This window comes from Pirellulales bacterium (assembly GCA_036490175.1).
Lineage (GTDB): Bacteria > Planctomycetota > Planctomycetia > Pirellulales > JACPPG01 > JACPPG01.
The window spans coordinates 1-20392 of record DASXEJ010000346.1; the positions used below are offsets into that span (position 1 = coordinate 1).

General features: G+C 59.1%; 16 protein-coding genes. 3 read left to right on the top strand and 13 right to left on the bottom strand.

Translation table 11 applies throughout. From position 1 onward, the window contains the following. The first annotated feature begins 368 nt into the window (after positions 1 to 368). Positions 369 to 929 (top strand): DNA-3-methyladenine glycosylase I, encoded by a 561-nt coding sequence (locus tag VGG64_26105; GenBank protein ID HEY1603104.1) that lies wholly within the window; start codon positions 369 to 371, stop codon positions 927 to 929. Here VGG64_26105 and VGG64_26110 read toward each other — a convergent pair. From VGG64_26110 to VGG64_26170, 13 genes are all read right to left on the bottom strand, one after another. Beyond that, positions 922 to 1302 (bottom strand): cytochrome C oxidase subunit IV family protein, encoded by a 381-nt coding sequence (locus VGG64_26110; GenBank protein ID HEY1603105.1) that lies wholly within the window; start codon positions 1300 to 1302, stop codon positions 922 to 924. The genes VGG64_26105 and VGG64_26110 overlap by 8 nt on opposite strands. 8 nt (positions 1303 to 1310) lie before the next feature. Further along, on the bottom strand, positions 1311 to 1991 hold the full coding sequence (locus tag VGG64_26115; GenBank protein ID HEY1603106.1) for a cytochrome c oxidase subunit 3 family protein: 681 nt from the start codon (positions 1989 to 1991) through the stop codon (positions 1311 to 1313). Further along, positions 1981 to 3600: a cytochrome c oxidase subunit I gene (gene ctaD / locus VGG64_26120; GenBank protein HEY1603107.1), complete on the bottom strand. Its 1620-nt coding sequence runs from the start codon at positions 3598 to 3600 to the stop codon at positions 1981 to 1983. Before ctaD ends, VGG64_26115 begins: the two co-directional genes overlap by 11 nt. Further along, positions 3597 to 4541: a cytochrome c oxidase subunit II gene (coxB, locus tag VGG64_26125; GenBank protein ID HEY1603108.1), complete on the bottom strand. Its 945-nt coding sequence runs from the start codon at positions 4539 to 4541 to the stop codon at positions 3597 to 3599. Before coxB ends, ctaD begins: the two co-directional genes overlap by 4 nt. Beyond that, entirely contained in the window at positions 4541 to 5446 is a 906-nt protein-coding gene (locus VGG64_26130; protein ID HEY1603109.1) for an SCO family protein, read from the bottom strand. Before VGG64_26130 ends, coxB begins: the two co-directional genes overlap by 1 nt. 11 nt (positions 5447 to 5457) lie before the next feature. After that, on the bottom strand, positions 5458 to 5886 hold the full coding sequence (locus tag VGG64_26135; protein HEY1603110.1) for a hypothetical protein: 429 nt from the start codon (positions 5884 to 5886) through the stop codon (positions 5458 to 5460). Positions 5887 to 5953: 67 nt separating this feature from the next. Beyond that, entirely contained in the window at positions 5954 to 7102 is a 1149-nt protein-coding gene (locus VGG64_26140) for a hypothetical protein (protein HEY1603111.1), read from the bottom strand. Beyond that, on the bottom strand, positions 7099 to 7743 hold the full coding sequence (locus tag VGG64_26145; GenBank protein HEY1603112.1) for a cytochrome c: 645 nt from the start codon (positions 7741 to 7743) through the stop codon (positions 7099 to 7101). The genes VGG64_26140 and VGG64_26145 overlap by 4 nt, the downstream gene beginning before the upstream one ends. After that, the gene (locus VGG64_26150; protein ID HEY1603113.1) at positions 7730 to 8299 is read right to left on the bottom strand and encodes a DUF3341 domain-containing protein; all 570 of its coding nucleotides are present in this window, start codon (positions 8297 to 8299) and stop codon (positions 7730 to 7732) included. The genes VGG64_26145 and VGG64_26150 overlap by 14 nt, the downstream gene beginning before the upstream one ends. Before the next feature lie 35 nt (positions 8300 to 8334). Beyond that, positions 8335 to 9708, bottom strand: coding sequence for an NrfD/PsrC family molybdoenzyme membrane anchor subunit (nrfD, locus tag VGG64_26155; protein ID HEY1603114.1), 1374 nt, complete (start codon positions 9706 to 9708; stop codon positions 8335 to 8337). Then, positions 9705 to 12611: a 4Fe-4S dicluster domain-containing protein gene (locus VGG64_26160; GenBank protein HEY1603115.1), complete on the bottom strand. Its 2907-nt coding sequence runs from the start codon at positions 12609 to 12611 to the stop codon at positions 9705 to 9707. Before VGG64_26160 ends, nrfD begins: the two co-directional genes overlap by 4 nt. Then, positions 12608 to 13267: a cytochrome c3 family protein gene (locus VGG64_26165; protein ID HEY1603116.1), complete on the bottom strand. Its 660-nt coding sequence runs from the start codon at positions 13265 to 13267 to the stop codon at positions 12608 to 12610. The genes VGG64_26160 and VGG64_26165 overlap by 4 nt, the downstream gene beginning before the upstream one ends. A gap of 1127 nt (positions 13268 to 14394) precedes the next feature. After that, positions 14395 to 15330, bottom strand: coding sequence for a tetratricopeptide repeat protein (locus tag VGG64_26170; GenBank protein HEY1603117.1), 936 nt, complete (start codon positions 15328 to 15330; stop codon positions 14395 to 14397). 281 nt (positions 15331 to 15611) lie between these two features. On the opposite strand from VGG64_26170, the gene VGG64_26175 reads away from it, so the two are divergent. Both VGG64_26175 and VGG64_26180 read left to right on the top strand, forming a co-directional pair. Continuing rightward, the gene (locus tag VGG64_26175; protein ID HEY1603118.1) at positions 15612 to 18884 is read left to right on the top strand and encodes an efflux RND transporter permease subunit; all 3273 of its coding nucleotides are present in this window, start codon (positions 15612 to 15614) and stop codon (positions 18882 to 18884) included. Continuing rightward, positions 18884 to 20338: an efflux RND transporter periplasmic adaptor subunit gene (locus tag VGG64_26180; protein HEY1603119.1), complete on the top strand. Its 1455-nt coding sequence runs from the start codon at positions 18884 to 18886 to the stop codon at positions 20336 to 20338. The genes VGG64_26175 and VGG64_26180 overlap by 1 nt, the downstream gene beginning before the upstream one ends. The last annotated feature ends 54 nt before the right edge of the window (positions 20339 to 20392 follow it).

The following is a 20392-nucleotide window of genomic DNA, read 5'->3' on the forward strand; positions in this document are numbered from 1 at the left end:
GTCGGGATCATTCTTGCCCGGGCTGCCCACGTTTTCGAGCGTTACAGGCACGTCGACATCTTCCGCGCAGACGGTGGCGGCCCAACTCAAGGCAATCACCAGAGCCAGCCAACGCGGTGTCGACAAAAGGCTTCCTTGCGCGATATTGATTTCGTACGACAGTTTTTGCATCGATGAGCCCGGGTCAGGTGCCTTGGAACGCGACGTTTTCTAAACAGATGATAAGCTCAACGCGTTATATCTTGTGGAATATCACGCAAGTTTGACGATCGGCAGTGCAATCGTCAATATTCGGGACCATGCCGCCGGACATGTTTTAGCCGCAACACGGGTCTCAGCCCGCGGCAGACACTACAGGAGCTTGCAACGTGACAGAGTCTCGGCGCTGTAGTTGGGCAAATAACGATGCGTTAATGCGCACCTATCATGACCAGGAATGGGGCGTTCCCCAGCGCGATTCCCGCATGCTGTGGGAAATGCTGATGCTGGAAGGCTTCCAGGCCGGGCTGGCCTGGATCATTGTCCTGCGCAAGCGTGAAGCCTTTCGCGCAGCCTTCGCGGGTTTCAAACCAGAGAAGGTCGCCCGCTTCAGCAACAAGGATGTCCAGCGCCTGATGGCCGACGCGGGCATCATTCGTGCACGGGCCAAAATCGAGGCCACGATCCGCGGCGCACAGATCTACTGCGAGATGAAGGACCGGGCAGAAACCTTCAGAGACTTCTGCTGGTCATTTACCGATGGCAAGGTTCTGAAAGGGGATGGCCGTAGCGTGATTGCCTCGTCCCCTTTGTCTGAGACAATCTCGAAGGAGATGAAACGCCGCGGCTTCAAGTTTGTTGGCCCCACGATCGTCTATGCCTGGATGCAAGCCGTGGGCATCGTCAACGATCACTCCATCAAATGTTTCCGGCGTGCGCAAGTCAAATGATAATGGCGTCGGTCGTGACCTGGCTCCCGAGTCTTGCCGAACGGATCATCGGGCCGACGATCTGAGAGCGGACGGTAGACCAATCCCTTAGATGGGGCCGCCGCGTCACATAGTCTGTTAACGTCAGGCCTATCAATAGCGCCAGCCACAAGATTCCCACCCCCACCGATAACCATATCAAACGCATGCTGCCAAGCAGGTGCATAAAAAATAGCGCCACCAGCAAGCCCTTGAAGGTAGCGATCGACAGGGCCACAGGCAGGTGCCACGGCCCCAAGTTCAGAAAGTGCGCCGCCGTCGTTGCCGCGGTCAGGCAGAGCAATGCGACCAAGACCACGGCATACCCGGCGATGGATCTTTGGGGATTGCTCATAGCACGACTCACACCAGATAAAGCAATGGGAAAAGAAAAATCCAGATCACGTCAACGAAGTGCCAATACAATCCAGTCACTTCGATAGCGGCGTAGTTATCCCGCGGCGGATGGCCAAACGCCTGGCGCATGACCAGCACCAGGATCACGCCCATGCCGATCGCCATATGTACGGCGTGCAAGCCTGTCATGGCGAAGTACAGCACGAAAAATAATTCGACCTGGGGCAACCAGGTTGCCGCGAATTGAAAGTGCGAGCCCGGCACCAGATGCTCGGTATAGTCCGTGTAATACTCGAAGGTCTTGATTCCCAGGAACAACGCGCCGGCGGCCACGGTCGCCAATAGCAGCAGACTTTGCCGCCGGCCTTGACTGTTTCGGGCGCGAGCGAATTTTCCCGCTCTTGGTCGTTCAGTTCCGTGCTGCGCTGCGCGCACGGCCAGGGCCATCGTAAAGCTGCTGCCGATGAGCACAGCGGTGTTGATGGTCCCCAGAACTACGTTCAGCTTATGGCTGCCGGCGGCAAATGCGTCGGGGTAAGCATGGCGATAGATCGCATAGCCGCAGAACATACCGCCGAAGAACATGACTTCGGTGATCAGAAAGGCCCAGATGCCCAAGCGCGCCGCGTCGCGCTGCTGGGCGATCGAGACAAATTGTGGCGAAACGATCGCCTGCTCACTGGACATGTTCTTTCTCCAGGCCCGCATAGGCATAGGGGCCGCACGTGACGATCGGCATAACTTCGAAGTTCTCCGTAGGTGGCGGCGACGATGTCTGCCATTCCAGCCCCGTCGCGTGCCAAGGGTTCGGGCCCGCCAGCCGGCCATACTTCAGCGACCACAACAGGTAGACCAACGGCAGCAGATAGCCAACCCCCAGAATCGACGCTCCGGCCGACGACATCACGTTCAGGACTTGAAACTCGGGTGGGTAGACGTGGTAGCGGCGGGGCATTCCCAAATAGCCCAGCACGAACTGCGGAAAGAACGTCAAATTGAAACCGACGAAGATGATCAACGCCGCCAGCCGGCCCCAACCCTCGGGGTACATGCGGCCCGTCATCTTCGGCCACCAGTAATGCAATCCGCCCATATACGCCATGACCATGCCGCCGACCATGATGTAATGGAAATGCGCGACCACGAAATACGTATCGTGTACATGCACGTCGACGGCCAGTGTGGCCAGGAACATCCCCGTCAGCCCTCCGATCGTAAACAGGCCGATGAAGCCAAGCGTGTACAGCATCGGCGTGCTGTAAATGATCCATCCCTGGTAGAGCGTGGCCGTCCAGTTGAACACTTTCACAGCCGAGGGAACGGCCACGGCAAAGCTGAGGATCGAAAACACGAGCGACGCGTAAACGGATTGCCCAGCCACAAACATGTGATGCCCCCACACCAGGAATCCCAGCACCGCGATGGCCATGCTCGAAATCGCGATAAAGCGGTAGCCGAAGATCGGCTTGCGGGCAAAACAGGTCACTAATTCGCTAATGACGCCCATGCCGGGCAGGATCATGATGTACACGGCCGGATGGGAATAGAACCAGAACAGATGTTGAAACAGCAGCGGGTCGCCCCCTAAAGCGGGATCGAAAATACCAAAGCCAAAGCCGCGCTCGAGCGCCACTAGCGCCAACACGATCGCCAGTACGGGCGTCCCTAGCATGATGATCAACGCGGTGGCATAGATCGACCAGATGAACAGCGGCAGCCGGAACCATGTCAACCCTGGCGCTCGCATGGTGTGGATCGTGACGATGAAATTCAAGGCCGTCAGAATCGACGAAAAGCCGACAATGAAGACACCAATGGCGGTGGCCATGACATGCGTGTTCGAGTACGTGCTGGTATACGGCGTGTAAAAGGTCCAGCCCGTATCGACGCCGCCGGAAAGAATCGCGGCAATCGTAAACGATCCTCCCAACAGAAAGATGTACCAGCTCAGCAAATTCAAACGCGGAAAAGCCAGATCCCGCGCGCCGATCATCAGCGGCACGACAAAATTGCCCAGCACGGCGGGTATCGAGGGAATAAGGAAGAAGAACACCATAATCACGCCGTGAATCGTAAACAGCTTGTTGTACGTCTCGGATTGCACCAGATCGGCTTCTGGAGTCATCAGATCGAGGCGAAACAGCACGGCGGCGGCGCCTCCCACGAAAAAGAACAGCGTGATCGAGATCAGGAACAGGATGGCGATACGCTTGTGATCGCGCGTCAAAAGCCACGAGCCGATGCTATATCCAGCGTTGAGATAGTGCTCCGACGGCTCCAAGATATGTTCTTTCATAGGCCACCCGTGTTGTCGCCGGCGCCCAGCGTTTTGATGTACTCGACCAGTTGCACCAGTTCTTCTTCACTGACCTGACCGGTAAAGCTCGGCATGATGGGTTCGTAACCGGCCACGATTTTCGTGCGGGGATTGAGAATCGATTCGCGCGTGTAATTGGCGTCAAATAGCACCGTACTGCCGTTGGACAACGCCACGGGGCGGCCAAAAGCGCCGGCCAACAGCGGAGCCCGGGCGCTCGAATCCGCGCGATGGCAGTTGGCGCAACCCAGCCGTCCAAACAACTCTTCACCCTGCGACCGCAACGAGGTGCTGCCGCCGGCCAGCCAACGCTGATAGTCGGCCGGCTCCATTACCACGACCCGACCTCCCATGCGCGCGTGGGAGGTGCCACAATATTCGGCGCAGAACAAATGGTACTCGCCCGTCTTGTTGGCCTCGAACCAGATCGTGACGTAGCGTCCGGGTAACACGTCGCGCTTGATGCGAAACGCCGGCACATAGAAGCTGTGGATCACATCCTGTGAAATCATCGTCAGCTTGACTGGCGTGCCGCGAGGCACGTGCAGCTCGTTGATCTCACGATTTCCCATAGGATGCTGCATCTTCCACATCCATTGCTTGCCGACGACATAGATATCGAGCGCTTCGGTAGGAGGGCGCATCTCGTCGATGTAAATCTGCGCGCCCCAAGCAAACAGTCCCAACGAGACCAGAAACGGCGCACCGGTCCACAGCAACTCGAGCGGCAAGTTCGACGTCACCGCCGGACCGCGATATGCCGACGAAGTGCGGCGATACTTGACCGCAAAAAAAATCACCAGCGAAAAGATCAAGATCGACAGTACCAAGGCCATGGCCACGAGCGCGAAATAGACATGGTCGACGCGCCGCGCCGCCTCGGCGGCTTGTTCCGGAAATAAGCGAAACGAACGATCCATCAGGGGACCTCCCCGAGGGAACGTGACGTTACGGCCGATTGTCCGGCACTGGTCGCCGCAGCGAGGGCGTGCAGCCCGCGTCGTTCGCGATGCAAAAGCCCTAGCACACCGGCAATCAGCCCCACGACCGTCAACACGCCCGCGGCGCGCATGACGTTCAGAATCGCCAGGCCATATTTTCCGGTGGCCGGGTCGTAGTGGTAGCAGAGGAGCAAGAACTGATCAGCCACGGTGCCGATATGGCCGGCCGACGCTTCGACCAGCGCCAGCCGTAGATCTTGCGGCGCATAATCGACCCCGAACAGGTAGCGCGCCAATCGGCCGTCGGGAGTTGCCACGACCAGGCCTGCGGCATGCACGTACAATGCACTCTTTTCGTCGTAAAAATAGCGAAAGCCGATGGCCTGCGCGACACGCTGGATGGCGTCGGTTTTGCCCGTGAGAAAATGCCAACCCTCTGCACCACTGGGGCGGCTGTAACGGCGCAGGTAGGTCTTCTTTTTAGCGGCAGCCAGGGCAGGTGTATCGTTCGGATTGAAGCTGATCGTGACGACTTCGTATTTATCACCCGCGTCGAACGGCAATCCTTCCATACCTTGAAGCAGCCCATTGAGGGCCACATTGCAAAGCAGAGGGCACTCATAGTAAACCAGGTTCACGATCACCGGCCGACTGCCAAAGTACTGGCCCAGCCTGACGACGCGCCCCGATTCGTCGCAGAACGTCTCCTCCAATGGCAACTGCGTATCGAGATGCTGATCGATACCCACGTCACCAAAGCGCTCACCGAGCGAAGCTGGCTCCTGCGCGCGGCAATGCGTCAGCGGCAGTAGCAGGCCAGCGAAGATGAGCGCGCGCAGCCCTACCGCGCGAGCCGCCGCGACGAACCATATGTGTCTTGTCATGCGGCTAGTGTTCATGGCGCCCCCGGCGTATTGTCTTCGCTATTGGTGTCTCGCGCCGGCAGCCTGCGCTCGTCGAGCAACTCGATCGCCCGCTCGATGGGGATACGGACGAGGCCTTGTTTGCGATCGATCCAATCGTAGCTGTGCAACTGGCTCTCCTCTCGTGCCCGCAATTGCATGAGCTCGTCCGCCGGCCGAACTTGCAAATGGGGAGCGGCTTGGGTTGGCCCTTGCAGCGCCAAGGACGCAGGCCGATCATCGGCAGTCCGCACCATGGCGCCGGTATACGCCCACGCGGCCGCGCCAAATCCGGCCGCGACAAGAACGACGAGACCTAAGCCCGAGAGGACCACGTACGCGTTGCTGACGTCGGGCGACTCTGGCCGCGGGTTCGCGGACCTGCGGGGATCTTTAGCATGCTGTGATGAATGTTCGCTCATGGCTCATTCGCTGCGAGAACCGAACTCGTAAACACCCTCTTCGTGCAATATGGCCGTAAAGCTCGTCTCAGGACGAACGCTCGTAAATCAACACCACGGGCCGCTGACGAAGTTGGCGGAGGAATTCCGTCATCCACACGCCGCCCAGTCCGACGACAGCGGCGGCTACCAACCCGAGATCGATCCCGCGCACCGGGCCGAAGGCGGGCTCGACCAACCAGACATCATTCAACAATTGCATCCCGAAGACGGTCACAGCCACATAGGCCAGCGGGCGGGGATTGCGCTTCACGTCACGGAACAGCAGCGCCAGAAACGGCACCGCAAAGTCGAAGACTCCCTGTGCGATTGCGATCCATTGCCAACCGCCGCTGATCCGCCGCCGATACCAGGAGATCTCTTCGGGCAAGTCACCTGCATAGATCACGATCAATTGCGAGAACGACATATAGGCCCAAATGATGAGAAAGGATAACAGCAAGCTGGCGAGATCTTGCAGACGGTCCGACGTGATCACGTCGCTCAACGACGCCATGCGCGCGAGCCATGCAGAGATCAGAATCGCAAATGCCATTCCGGTGACAAACTCACTGGAAATGAACAGCAGCCCGTAGATCGTCGAGTACCAATCCGGTTCCAGCGACATGCCCCAATCGATCGCCGCGAAGGTAATGGTTAGGCCAAAGACCAGCAGCCCAACGGCGCTCAACCGTTGCAAGCGCCGCGTGATCCTTTCGCTGGGCGTTTGCTGCTGTGCGCGTGACCAACGATTGAGCAGCCAGCCGACAAGTATCCATGCCAGGAAGTAGACAATCGCCCGTCCGCAAAAGAAGTCCGGATTCAAATACAATTGCTTCGCGGCAAGCATGTCGCTGTGCGCCACTAGTTCGGGACGGGCCCAGCTATAGAGCGAGGGCAATCCGAAAGCGATGGGAACGAACAGGACGCCCACGAGCGGCAGTGTACGTACGCCCGCTTCGAGAACTCCGCGGATCGTCGTGCCCCATGCGCCGCCGGTCACGTGCAGCAGCATCAGCAGGCCCGTTAGTCCCAAGGAGATATTGAGCCAGAATAGGTAAGCAGTCAGGTACGCATGAAAACAATCATCCCATCGGCTGGTGGCGGCCAGCGCCAACACGCCGAAGCCGACGATGGCCAGTGCGATCATCCGCCGCTGCAGCGTGCCTATCCGGGCTTGGAGAAGATCTGCCGTCATCGAGCGCCCCCTTCGAGGCTGCTTTCTTGCAACCTGGCACGCTCGTTAGTGGGCACGTCATCAAGAGTTGCATGCCGGCTCAATTGCAGGGCGCGGATGTACCCGACGATGGCCCAGCGATCGCGCGGCGGGACTTGCGCCGCATAGGGAGGCATTAGACGGTAGCCGTTGGTAATCACGTCGAAAAAATGTCCTACCGGCGCATCGCGCAAGCGGCCGATCGTGAAATCAGGAGGGCGTGGATAGCCTCGTTCCACGACGATCCCCTGTCCGCTGCCCGTGCGGTCATGGCACGGTGCGCAAAAGATATTGAAGCGCTGCTGGCCTCGTTCGAGTACGTCGTGCGTGACCGCGAAGGGAAATTCGCTGGCCCATTCGCCGTCGACGCGACCTTCATACAGGTGGCGATCGATGCGCTTGTGACCTCGCGCCACCGTCCCTTGGACGAGTTGCCGTGCGCTGGCACCGTCGGCAAAAAAAGTGCTTGGCTCCAGAGATTCGTAACGCGGCTGGTCTGCCATTTCTTGCCGGCAGCCAACGAGCGCTACGCAGCAGCCAGCCAGCGTGCCGAACCAGCGCCTGCGAAAGTAAACATCCGGCGCGATTTCAATGTTCCCACGGCTGGGTTTATGCCCCGGCATCGTGTTCCTCCGTGAGTGGCGGGCGCCGCAGCGGCACATCGCTTACCGATAGAGGAGCGAGACTCGTCAAAAAGTTTCTAACCTTGTCGTAGGCGAACTCGGGATCGCGCGTTTGAATGCACAGGAAGAATCTGTTCCGCGTCACCGCCTCGAACGCTGTCAGATTGAACAACGGGTGATGGGGCATCGGCAAACCGTTGAGGACCAGCATGGCCAAGACGGCCGTCAAAGAGGCGCCCAGGATCGTTAGCTCGAAAGTGATGGGAATAAACAGCGGCCAACTGGCCAGCGGTCTGCCGCCGACGTTCAACGGGTAAAATAGCGCCATGGCATAGAACTGCATGCCGAAGGCACCGGCGCAGCCCAGCACGCCTCCGATCAAGGTCCACAGCGGGACGCGCGAGTGCGTGTGCCCTACAGCCTCGGCCAGGCCTGGCACTGGATAAGGCGAGTACGCTTCCACGCGGCGATAACCTGCCAGGCGGGCCAACTCGGCAGCGCGCACGATCTGCTCGGGCTTTTCGAACTCCGCCAGCAGTCCGTACAGCTGTGACACGAATGCACCTGAAAGCACGGGCTCAATGGGCAAACTTATTTCCGCTCTTCCTCTGCGACCAGGGATCGCATTTCGTAGATCGAAATCATGGGCAGCACGCGCAGAAACACGAACAACAGGCTGAGAAATAGCCCCATCGATCCCAACAGCGTGGCCCAATCCCAACGCGTGCCGGCATACATTCCCCACGAAGACGGCAGGAAATCGCGGTGCAGGCTCGTTACGACGATGACGTATCGTTCCAGCCACATACCCACGTTGATAGCCAACGAGATCACGAACAACAGCAACGTGTTGTTGCGCACGCCTCGAAACCAAAACAACTGCGGCGCCGCGACATTGCACGCCAGCAATAGCCAGTACAACATCCGATAAGGACCAAGGGCGCGATTCACCACCACGTAGCGTTCGAACTCGTTGTCGCTGTACCAGCCCATGAAGGCTTCCATCAGGTATCCGTAGCCCACCATCAACGACGTCGCCAGCAGGATCTTGGCGATGTTGTCCAGGTGCCGGGCCGTGATGAAATCTTCGAGCGCGTATATCTTCCGCAGCGGAATGGCGAGCGTCGCCACCATGGCAAAGCCGGAAAAGATGGCGCCGGCGACGAAGTACGGAGGAAACACCGTCGTATGCCAACCTGGCACGATCGCCGAGGCAAAGTCCAGGCTGACGATGCTATGGACCGATACGACCAATGGCGTCGCCAGGCCGGCCAGCAGCAGGTAAGCCGTCTCGTAGTTGTGCCAGTGAGTCGCCGAGCCGCGCCAGCCCATGGCCAGAATACCGTACACGATCCGACCCACGGGATGGCGCGAACGATCGCGCAGCGTGGCCAGATCGGGGATCAATCCCACGTACCAGAACACAAGCGAAACCGTGGCGTACGTCATTACGGCGAACACGTCCCAGACCAGGGCGCTGCGGAACTGAGGCCACAGGCCCATCGTGTTCGGGTAGGGCATCAGCCAATAGAAGAACCAGGGTCGACCCATGTGCAGCAATGGAAACAAGCCCGCGCAGGCCACGGCGAATAATGTCATGGCTTCTGCGAATCTGTTGATCGACGTCCGCCATTGCTGGCGCAACAAGAGCAGAATCGCCGAGATCAGCGTGCCGGCGTGGCCAATGCCAATCCACCACACGAAATTGACGATCGCAAAGCCCCAGGCCACGGGAATATTGATTCCCCAAATGCCAACGCCCACCGTAAGCAGATAGGCCACGGCGTAGAATAGAAGCATCAACAGCGCGAAGCCTACGGCCAGGCCGAAGTACCAGCTGCCGGGTGTTTTTCTCGCTTGCACGATGGAAGCGATCTTGTCCGTGACCGTGCCATAGGTATGCCCCGGCTTCAGTACCGGAGCCCGGCTGTCTGGCAAGTTGTCCGCAGGCCGGGCGTCGCTCATGCGAGTTCGCGCTCCAGCAGTGGGTTGGGGTTGCGCACGCGGGCCAGATAACTGGTGCGCGGCCGCGTATTCAACTCGGCCAGCAAGTCGTAGTTCAACGGCAAGGCCTTACGGCGCGATACTTCGCTCGACGGATCGTTGGTATCCCCGAATATCAACGCGCGCGTCGGACAGGCGGCCTGACAGGCCGTTACGATGTCGCCATCGCGCAGCGTGCGTCCGGCAACCTCCGAGTTGATCCGCGCTCCATTGATGCGCTGTACGCAATAAGTGCATTTTTCCATCACACCCCGCGAGCGAACCGTAACATCGGGGTTGCGCAGCAGCTTGAATACCGGCGTGGTTTCGTCGCTGAATTGCAGGAAGTTGAAGCGTCGAACTTTGTAAGGGCAATTGTTCGAGCAATAGCGTGTTCCGACACAGCGGTTGTAGACCATGTCGTTCAAGCCCTCGGCGCTGTGCGTGGTCGCGCCCACGGGACAGACCAACTCGCAGGGGGCATGTTCGCAGTGCATGCACATGACCGGTTCGATCGCTACCTGCGGATTCGCCGGCTCACCGGTGAAATAGCGATCGATCCGCAGCCAGTGCATCTCGCGCTCGGCCAATACCTGCTCGCGGCCGACGACGGGAATGTTATTCTCCGCCTGGCATGCGACTACGCATGCGGCGCAGCCGGTGCACGTATTCAAATCCACCGACATGCCCCAGGCGTGTCCATCGTATTGCCACGGCGGATAGAGCGTCTCATCCGCGGCCGGAGCGTTTTCGCGCTGGTGCGCAAACGCGGGATCCGCTTTGAAGCCGGCCCAGGTTGCGCTGCGTACCAGGTCGCGTCCTTCCATCGAGAAGTGCGTTTGAGTACAGGCCAGCGATCCGCGCGTGCCGGTTTTTTGCAGCGAGACATCGCGGCCCATCCAAGGTTGCGCCGTGCTGCGCAGCGGATAGGCGCTAAAGCCTGCGCCTTCTCCTACCTTCCCGACCAAAGTGCGACCGTACCCCAGGTGTACGTTGATGCAACCATCGGCTTGGCCAGGCAATATCCAGACCGGCCCGCGAACCATGCGGCCGTCACAATGCACTTCCACCACATCGGCGTTGGTCAGTCCCTGGAGCGCAGCCGTGGCGGGGCTCAGGAACACCGCGTTGTCCCAAGTCAGACGCGTGAGAGGCTTGGGCAGTTCCTGCAGCCAGCCATTATTGGCAAAGCTACCGTCATAAACTGTTGGATCGAGCCGGATGACCAGTTCCAGACCTTCATCGCCTCGCGGCGTCGCCTGAGTGATTTCTCGTCCCAGCACATCGGCCAGGTTTTCTTGCAACGCAGGCGCGCGCTGCGCAAATTGACTGTCGGCGATCACCCCGGCGTCGAGCGCTGTTTGCCAGCGGACGTCGAAATCCTCGCGCGGCCACTGCTGCTGCCAATAGCTGCGGATGATATCGTAGCTGGTGCGCTCGGGTTGAAATGCTATGGCAGACAGTACCTCGTGGGCGGTTTTACCGGCATACAGCGGCGCGATCAGCGGTTGAATGATCGTGGTCGTGCCGTCAAACGCGCGGATGTCACTCCAAGACTCAAGGTAATGCGCGGCCGGCAGGTGCCACTGACAGCGCGCCGCGGTTTCGTCGTTGTACAATCCCCAGTGCACGCGCAGCGGTATCCGCTCCAGTTCGCGTCCGAAATTCGAATCGCCCGCCGCCGCGTAGACTGGATTTACGTCCAGCATCAACAGCAGGTCGACATCCGCTGCCCTCATGTCATTGGTCAGTTCCGAAAAAGTCCTTGGATTCGGCCCCTTCGGAGTTGCCACGGTCTCGGTGTAGACGACCGTTTTGCCAACGTTATTCAAGTGCTCGTTCATGGCATGAGCCAGCGCATGAACGAATGCGGTTTGCTCCTCGCCCACGATCACCACGCTGCGCGACCGATGGGCCAGCAAATCGCTGGCGATCGCTTGCACCCAAGTTTGCTTTTCCGGCGGCAAGGCTCTGACTGCCGGCGGTATTTCCAGCCCGATCGCCCGCGCCAGGGCGCACGCAAAGGGCTCGATTTCACTAGGCCGTAACGCCAGGCGGTTGTCGGCAAAAGCGCCGGTGTTGCTGAGGACCGCTTCCACGGCATACAGGCGATTCAGCACCGCGTCAGCGGAATACGGCCTGCGACGCTCGGCGAAGTCGCGAGCGTACCGTAAGCACCCAGGTCCAGCGCAAAGAAAATCGGCGTCGAGTGCCAGTATGACGTCCGCTTGCGTCAGTTGGTAAATCGCCCGCACGTCTTCCCCAAAGGACAGCTGCGCCCCCGCCGCCGGACCGTCGCCGGTCGCCGGATCGAAGCAATGCCAGCGCGCTGAGGGCAACTCACGCAATAGCGCATCGAGCTGCGCGAGCAGCGTGGGGGAAGTGACGGTACCTGTCAGAATTCGCAGGCCTTTTCCGCCGCGCTCGCGCAACCGCCGCAAGGCCGGTTCGCATTGCGCGTAGAACGCGCCCCAGGTGCTGATCAGGTTCTGCTCGCGAACCACTTGCGAACGATCGGGATCGTAGAGCGTAAGCAACGATGCCTGCGCGTAGGCCGTTGTCGCGCCTAGGCTGGCGGGATGGTCGGGATTCCCCTCAATTTTTGTGGGGCGACCCATATGGCTTTCGACGAGCACGCCCTGCCCCCAACCCGATAGCGGGAAGGCACTGGCAAAATACAGCGGCTGACCGGGAACGATATCCTCCGGCGCGCGGACATAGGGAACGATTTTCTCGGTCGGGGGCGCCGCGCACCCCGACAGCCCAGCCAAAGCCGCCGAGGTGCTTAACCAGTGCAAAAACTCTCGTCGGGGTACTTCTTCGACCTCGGCTATCGATGGTCGGGCGTCGGACGCCTGCTCAGGATTTGTTTGCTGGCTGGTCATCGATGGCACGTCGAGCAACTGGTCAATAGATCCGATTTCTGCGTGAGCGGCGGCGCCAGCCGCGGGATCGTATCATCGGCGATTGGCTCGCCAGGCTTCCAGCTAACGCTGAAAACCTCGGAGCGCGGACGCAAATGGGGGGCCGGATCGCGATGACAATTCAAACACCACTGCATAAAGAGCGTGTGCTCGCGCCACATGAGTGGCATCTCGTCCACCTGGCCGTGGCAGGTCGTGCAGCCGACTCCCTTGGCGATATGAATCGCATGATTGAAATAGGCGAAGTCGGGCACGTCGTGTACTCGGGTCCACGTAAGGGGTTGCCCGGTGCGAAGGCTGGCCCGCACTGGCTCCAATAGCGGGCTGTCCTTCCAGATATGCGCATGGCAGTTCATGCAGATAGACGTGGCCGGCATGCCGGCAAATGACGATTCTTCGACCGACGTGTGGCAATAGCGGCAATCGATTCCCAGCCCCGCGACATGATGCTCGTGGCTGAACGGGATCGGCTGTTCGCGAATGACGCCCACTTCGGTGACATAGGGAGAGCGCCAAAGTATCCCCAAGAAGCCTGCGACCGCCGACAGAATCACGGCCGAGCCCCAAATGCTCACCCGCGACATCGTATTGAATGACGGGTGGAAGATTTGGGCCACGTTTCCCCCGCTGCCGACGGCTAACCACCACGCGAAACGGGTCGGGTTTTTAGTTATCCACGGCCCGCAGCATACATTTCGCTTCGCACCCAGTGGTTGGCAGGTTTGGGAACGCCAACGCACTCGTACCGGCGTGGCCAACGCATTTCAGCAAATGATATGCCGGTCGCATGTGGCAGCCGGGTGAGGGGACTTCACGAGCAACATTAACGGGCCCAAGTTAAAGGTTTCGTGATTAAATCCGTACCGCCTGTCTGCTTCGGCGACATCTAGCGGAGTGATTATCGCAAGAGAAAGACGTTGGCGGCGACGAAAGCCAGGACCTACTAGTGGTTCACGAGGCCATCGGATTTCATCTCGCGATCTGGCATCAGCTGACAGACAACAACCGCCAGTCCCGAGGACGAACCGATGGCACTAACCGGATTCGTCACGGCCAGTACCGGCACGTGCGACGGGCGGTGCGGCGGTCAATCAGTCGGGACAACTCGCCTGGGGGATGGTTAATTCGGTGTCAAGTAAAGAGGGTCCGCCCAGGGACGGCCATAGGTCCTGAATCCGCACCCCCGCCAAACGGAGTAGACGCGGCATGGGTGTTATGCGATTTCGACGACCTGCTCTAGCCAAATCGGTGTCGAGTGGTCGTCGCACGACCACTGCGTACGTTATTGGATCACTTTGCGTCGGTCGCCTACAAATGTTAATAACCCGCTGGCCCGCCGAGGTGAATCCCCGAGGACCGACCCGCTACACGTGCAATTAGTCGCACTTGGCCCAGTTCTCCTTCTTGCCCGGCACCGACACGGGGCAAGCCATGGCACAGGTCGCGGCTATGTCGGGCCGGGCGATGTCATGGATGGCCAGGGGGCACACTCCCGCCGATGATCACGCGCATAGCTGCCGGCAGCGTACCGGTCGGCGACCAGACTCTTGTCAATGAGCCACTAGGCAACCACGGTGTACGCTCAGAACCATGTTTTCCGACAGGGCGGATTTGCGCGGTGACAATGTCAACGCTTGTGCGTGTTTTGTGCAAGCGCCTCGCGCCATCGAGTTGCGTTGTCTTCTTTACCCCAGGTCTCATAAAGATGAATGCGCCTCTGAATGACCTTGGTCAGGCGGGCTTTTTATTCCGGGGACGTTGCAACGACGCACTTTTTCAATCCTTCGTAGCCAGAGAGAAGTAACGGCTCAGCTTCTGCGTACTTCATTTGAACTAAAAGCGTTTCCCCCAGCATGGACTTAACATTAAGCAGGGACTTAACATTGAATGTCGACCAATGGTCGGCCTCTGCTTCCTGGCCGGTGGACAGGCACTCTCGCAAGGTAGCTTCGTCCTTGGCTGGCTGCTTCTTAGCCGGTAGCTGCGACCCCTGTACAGCCATCGCGGGTGCAGGGGACGTGGAACTGGTCGACTGATCGTACAAACGGCTGGCCGCTGCCTCCTGACCCGCGGCGCGGTACGCGCGTGCCAGTGCGTTGCGACAAGCGACCGATGCCGCATCTCGAGGGCCTAATGACGCTTCTCGTAGCGATAACGCCCGCTGAAATTGTTTGACGGCTTGCTCCGGTTCATCCGAGGAAAGATAAGCCCAACCAAATGCGCTTCGCACTTGGGCCTCGGCCAAGGGGCGTTCGGCAAATTTCACGGCCACGTCTGGCTCGGCCGCTTCGACTGCTTCGCGCAGTGTGACATTGTCCGTTGGATGATTCGTCCACTCCGCCGTATGCCCGGCGGAAAAAAGCTTATCCTCGAAAAAGGCCAGCACCTGTTTCATGTCTTCCTCCCGATGTTCAGCTTGCTGCTCTGCCGCCACCGCGCGCTCGCGATCTTGCTGGGCGGCCTTGCGTGCCGCCTCGGCATGGTCGTGCTGACTTTTCGCTTCTGCCGCGGCATGGACGGCGCCGTCGCGCTCCTTAGTGGCCTTCTGAAGGTCATCCCGTAGTTGAGATCGCTCGCGCATGGACCAAATCGCGAAGCCCATCCCCGCCAGGACGCAGATAAATAGCAATACCAACAGAGCCACAGACGTCCGCGATCGCTTTGGCTGCTCGTCGACCATCGCTTCAATCCCCGATGAGCTTTTGAGCGAATGAACGTGAAATACCCCACCCCTTTCCAGTGCATAATCCGGGCCGATCAATTGCCGAATTCAATGCTTTCCTTTTGTCCATCATCGCATCAGGCGGCACGACAGTTGCAATAGAAGTTGGGGCTACCTTGACCACGCCATGCCCGCGCATCGTGTGCATTCTGTGACGTTTATCCTAGCGAGAGCAACGCCACCGTTAAGCTCTTAACGTGATTTAGCGGGGGGGGGTGATGAACCCAACCGTCTTTGCGATGCGTCACCCGATCACGACCTTGATGTTGGTCGTGGCGCTCGTGAGTGGCGGAGGCTTGGCGTATAGCCGCATGCGGGTTGACATCTTCCCGGCGCTGAATGTGCCGAAGATCTACGTCTTCCTCGATTACGTCGGCATGAGCCCTGACCAGATGGAAGGGTTCATCGTTAATCAGCTTGAACTGTTTTTTCAGTACGTTGATGGCGTTCAGGACATCGAGTCGCGAAACATCCAGCAAGTCGCGTTGTGCGAACTGTCCTTTTTCCCGGGCACCGACATGGGGCAAGCGATGGCCCAGGTCGTGGCGATGTCTGATCGTGCCATGTCATGGATGCCCAAGGGGACATTGCCTCCGATGATCATGCGCATGGACGCCGGCAGCGTCCCTGTCGGCTACCTGCTGTTGGAAAGCGACGAAGCCTCTTTGGGGCAACTTGGCGACTGGGCTCAGAACTTGATCCGACCCCAGGTCCAGAAAAATGTCGCCGGCACGGTCGCTATTTCTCCGTTCGGCCCGAACATGCGGTCGATCATCGTCAACGTCAATCCGCACAAGCTTCGCGACTACAACCTTACACCGCAGAACGTGGTGGACGCCCTTGCTACAGGCAACACCATCATTCCCGCGGGCAACATCTATGTTAAAGATTCGATGCCGATCGTCGCCAATAATGCGACCGTGGTCGACATTCAGCGGCTGGGAGACATTCCGCTGAAGGTCGGCCATAACGTCTATCTGCGCGACGTGGCGACGGTTCAGGACGACACGGACGTCACGTACGGCTACGCACTGGTCAACGGCAAGAAGTCCGTCTATCTGCCCATTATCAAGAAAGATACCGGTTCGACCTTGACCGTCGTCGCCCAGACGCGCGCGTCGATGAAGTTGTTTCAAAGCGTTATTCCCAGGCAATACAGGGATAAGGTCAAAATCAGCTTTCAATTCGACGAGTCGCCGACCGTATTACACGCCATCGAAAGCGTGGCGACCGAAGGCGCGATCGGTGCGGCCTTAACCGGTGTGATGATTCTGCTGTTCTTGCACGACCTCAGAAGCGTCATCGTGGTCGTGACCAATATCCCGCTCGCACTCCTGGGTTCGCTGTTCGGGCTGTGGACGACCAACAACACGATCAACATCATGTCGCTGGGCGGGTTAGCGCTGTCGATCGGCATTCTGGTCGACATGTCAACGGTGATCATTGAGGATTTTCATGTGCAAATGGGGAAGACTCCCAACATCGCCACCGCGGTCTTGCAGGCCGCGCGGGCCACGGCTGTGCCGATTCTGCTGGCGCTAGTGTGCATCCTTTCGGTGTTTGTGCCAGCTTTCATCATGAACGATCCGCTACGGTCGCTGTTTATGCCGCTCACGCTGGCCGTTGGCTTTGCCATGATCTCGTCCTACGTACTATCGATTACGCTGGTGCCGATCTTGTGCGTGTATCTGGTCAAGCATGAGGCGCATGACGACAAGAAAGGATTTTTTCCCCACGTGTTGTCCGTTTATCGGACGATGGTGACGTGGCTGGTTCGCTGGCGTTGGTTCGTAGTGCCGGGTTACCTCGTCGCGTGCGGACTGGCTCTCGGGCTGATGGGACTTCGCGTAGGCACCGAACTCTTTCCGCAAATCGATTCAGGCGAATTTGTGCTGCGGTTCCGGCCGCCACCCGGCTCGAACTTCAACTTAACGCGCCAAATGGCCATCAAGTGTCTGGAAGAGATCGAGCGCGAGGCCAAGACAGAGAACATCATAATTACGATGGGCTTTGTCGGTCAGGTCGCGCCGAATTTCGGCATCGACAATATGGTGCTCTTTATGCGCGGCCCAGACGACGGCCAACTACGCGTGGCCCTGCGCGCAAAAAGCGGCATCAAGCTCGCAGAGTTCCGCGAGCGTCTACGCCAGATCCTGCCGGAGCGAGTGATCCCCTGGCTGGCGGATCAACTCAAGACAGGAGGATTGGCCGAAAGCACATCCCTTCAGCAAGCCAAAAAAGCAACGTTCGGTTTTGAGCCTGGAGATATCGTCACGCAAGTCATGAGCTTCGGCTCGACAACGCCGATCGCGGTCCGCGTCATTGGCACCGATCTTGACGACATCCGGCAACATGCGGAATTGATCGTCTCCAAGATGCGGCGAATTCCGGGACTGCGCGATATTCAGTTCGAGCAGACCTTGGATTATCCCACCATAGAGGTGGTCATCGATCGCGAAAAAGCCGGCCTCAGCAATGTGACGATCGACGACGTGCGCAAGGCGCTCGTCATGGCGACCTCCTCGACGCGATTTACCGATCTCAATTATTGGATCGACGTCGAGACCGGCTTCGACTACCTGGTGGAAGTCTTGTTGCCGCCGGCGCGCATGACCTCGCCCGAGGATCTGGAGATTCTGCCGCTGGATTCGGTCAGCCCGATAGTGAATCTAATGCTCCGCGACGTGGCCACCGTGCGCCCCGGCGTACGGCCCGGCGAGTTTGACCGCGATATGTCGCAACGTTTTCTCACCGTCACCGCCAACGTCGAGGGCGAAGACATGGGGCGAGCATCACGTCAGGTCGCCCAGGCCATCGCAGCCGCGGGTGATCCACCCGAAGGCGTGCGCGTCGAGACATTGGGGCAGCTTCCGCAGATGATCGAGATGTTCAAGTCGCTTGCCATTGGGCTGGCAGTGGCCGTGTTCGTGATTCTTGTTCTGTTGACGGCGTATTTCCAGTCGCCGCGCATGGGGCTGATCTCGATTAGCGCCGTCCCCGGGGTGCTCGCCGGCATTGCGGTCATCCTGTATCTGACTAAGACCTCGCTTAATATCGAGTCCTTCATGGGATCGATCATGAGCTTGGGGGTTTCGGTATCGAACTCGGTGCTGCTTGTCGCATTCATCAACGCTCATTGGAAAAATGGTTCTTCCTCGACCGAGGCGGCTATCGACGGGGCGGGCGAGCGTTTGCGGCCCATCCTGATGACGGCCTGTGCTATGACCGTCGGCATGATACCGATGGCGCTCGCCCTGGAGCGGGGAAGCGAAATGCAGGCACCGCTCGGCCGGGCAGTAATCGGCGGACTTGTCACGTCGACCTTGGCCACGTTGCTCGTGCTTCCCTCGATCTTCGCCATCGTGATTGGTACCAGCGAGCCGCACACGCCGTCAATTTACCCGGGCGACGCGGACAGTCACTATTACGATCCGCACCTCGAAGACGACGAACACCACAAATCCGGCGACGAGCGTGCGGCCAGCAACGTGGAACAATCAGGAGGCTCCTGATGCGATGCATCTCCTGTTGCAGTGAATTGAACTGTTGTGCACGCCTCTTGCGATACGGCGCATTGACGATTGCTTTGTTGAGCATGGTCGGGTGCAGCGGCGAGCCTGAGATCGACTACACAAGCGTCGCAGAGCCGCCCGCCGTGCGATTGGTCAGTCCCGACCGCCGGACGATCGTCCGCGTGGTAGGGCAACCGAGCTTTGTCGAATCGTACGAACGTACTTCGATCTATCCGAAGATGAGCGCCTACATCGACAAATGGATCGTCGACATCGGCGATACCGTGAAAAAGGGAGACGTCTTGGCGATTCTCTTTGTGCCGGAGTTGGTCGAGGATCTCGGTACGAAGAAGGCCACGGTGCTGCTCGACAAACAGCGGATCGATCTGGCTAAGAAGCTCGTCGACGTGGCGGCGGCCGACGTCGAAGCGGCACAGGCCAGTCTCGAAGAGGCCGAGGCGATCCTGGCTGACTATCAGGCCCAGGTGGATCGCTGGGACGTGCAAGTCAAACGACTGGCGCGGGAGACGGAACGGGGAGTGGTTGATCCTCAGGTTCTGCTCGAATCGCAAAATCAGTTGAAAGCCAGCACCGCCGCGCGCGAGAAAGCCAAGGCGACCATCGCCAAGGCAAAGGCCGAACTGCTTTCGGAAAGAGCAACCTTGGCCAAGGCCAATGTCGACGTTGCGGTTGCCCAGGCTGATCTTGAGGTGGCCAACAGCGAAGTGGCTCGATTGGAGGCGTGGGTGGGATATCTGAAGCTGTATTCGCCGTTTGACGGAATTGTTATTGCCAGAAACGCAAACACGGGCGATTTCGTTTTGCCTGCCACCGGCGACCCGACCGCGATGCAGAGGGCGCCGCACTTATCACCCGGTGGCAAGGCCGCGCCGATTTACGTGGTTGATCGTCTCGACGTGGTGCGCGTGTTCGTCGATATTCCCGAATCGGACGCCGACTACGCGGACCAGGGGACAACGGCAAAGGTGCTTATCAAGGCTTACCGCGACGAGGAGATTCCGGCCTCGGTGACGCGCGTCAGTTGGGGGCTAAATGCGACCAGCCGCACGTTGCGTGTCGAGATCGATCTGCACAACCCCGACGCTAAAATCCGACCCGGCATGTACGCTTACGGCAAGCTGACGATCGAGCGGCCCGACGTTCGCGCGTTACCAATCGATGCGATCGAGTACCGAGGCGACCAGTCATTTTGCTGGTTATACGAAGATGGCCGCGCAGCTCGAGTCGAGATCAAGACCGGCGTCAGCGATGGCAAATGGACCGAAGTCACCCAGCGTTCGTCGAAGTCAGAGAATGAATCTCAGTCGAAAGAATCTTGGACGTCGTTCGATGGTACGGAACAAATCATTCTCGGCGACTTGTCATTGCTCACAGAGGGCGCGCCGGTTCGTGCGGCCGGTATCGAATCGAGCAAGTCCGGCGGCGGCCTGTGATGCCTCCGTCTGACCCGGCCGAAGTTGCGGAACAACGCCACGATCTCGATCGAT

Excerpts from the sequence above, each read along its gene's own strand:
- VGG64_26110 (HEY1603105.1), bottom strand. The coding sequence starts at position 1,302 with ATGAGCAATCCCCAAAGATCCATCGCCGGGTATGCCGTGGTCTTGGTC.
- VGG64_26115 (HEY1603106.1), bottom strand. The coding sequence starts at position 1,991 with ATGTCCAGTGAGCAGGCGATCGTTTCGCCACAATTTGTCTCGATCGCC.
- ctaD (HEY1603107.1), bottom strand. The coding sequence starts at position 3,600 with ATGAAAGAACATATCTTGGAGCCGTCGGAGCACTATCTCAACGCTGGA.
- coxB (HEY1603108.1), bottom strand. The coding sequence starts at position 4,541 with ATGGATCGTTCGTTTCGCTTATTTCCGGAACAAGCCGCCGAGGCGGCG.
- VGG64_26130 (HEY1603109.1), bottom strand. The coding sequence starts at position 5,446 with ATGACAAGACACATATGGTTCGTCGCGGCGGCTCGCGCGGTAGGGCTG.
- VGG64_26135 (HEY1603110.1), bottom strand. The coding sequence starts at position 5,886 with ATGAGCGAACATTCATCACAGCATGCTAAAGATCCCCGCAGGTCCGCG.
- VGG64_26140 (HEY1603111.1), bottom strand. The coding sequence starts at position 7,102 with ATGACGGCAGATCTTCTCCAAGCCCGGATAGGCACGCTGCAGCGGCGG.
- VGG64_26145 (HEY1603112.1), bottom strand. The coding sequence starts at position 7,743 with ATGCCGGGGCATAAACCCAGCCGTGGGAACATTGAAATCGCGCCGGAT.
- nrfD (HEY1603114.1), bottom strand. The coding sequence starts at position 9,708 with ATGAGCGACGCCCGGCCTGCGGACAACTTGCCAGACAGCCGGGCTCCG.
- VGG64_26160 (HEY1603115.1), bottom strand. The coding sequence starts at position 12,611 with ATGACCAGCCAGCAAACAAATCCTGAGCAGGCGTCCGACGCCCGACCA.
- VGG64_26170 (HEY1603117.1), bottom strand. The coding sequence starts at position 15,330 with ATGGTCGACGAGCAGCCAAAGCGATCGCGGACGTCTGTGGCTCTGTTG.
- VGG64_26175 (HEY1603118.1), top strand. The coding sequence starts at position 15,612 with ATGCGTCACCCGATCACGACCTTGATGTTGGTCGTGGCGCTCGTGAGT.
- VGG64_26180 (HEY1603119.1), top strand. The coding sequence starts at position 18,884 with ATGCGATGCATCTCCTGTTGCAGTGAATTGAACTGTTGTGCACGCCTC.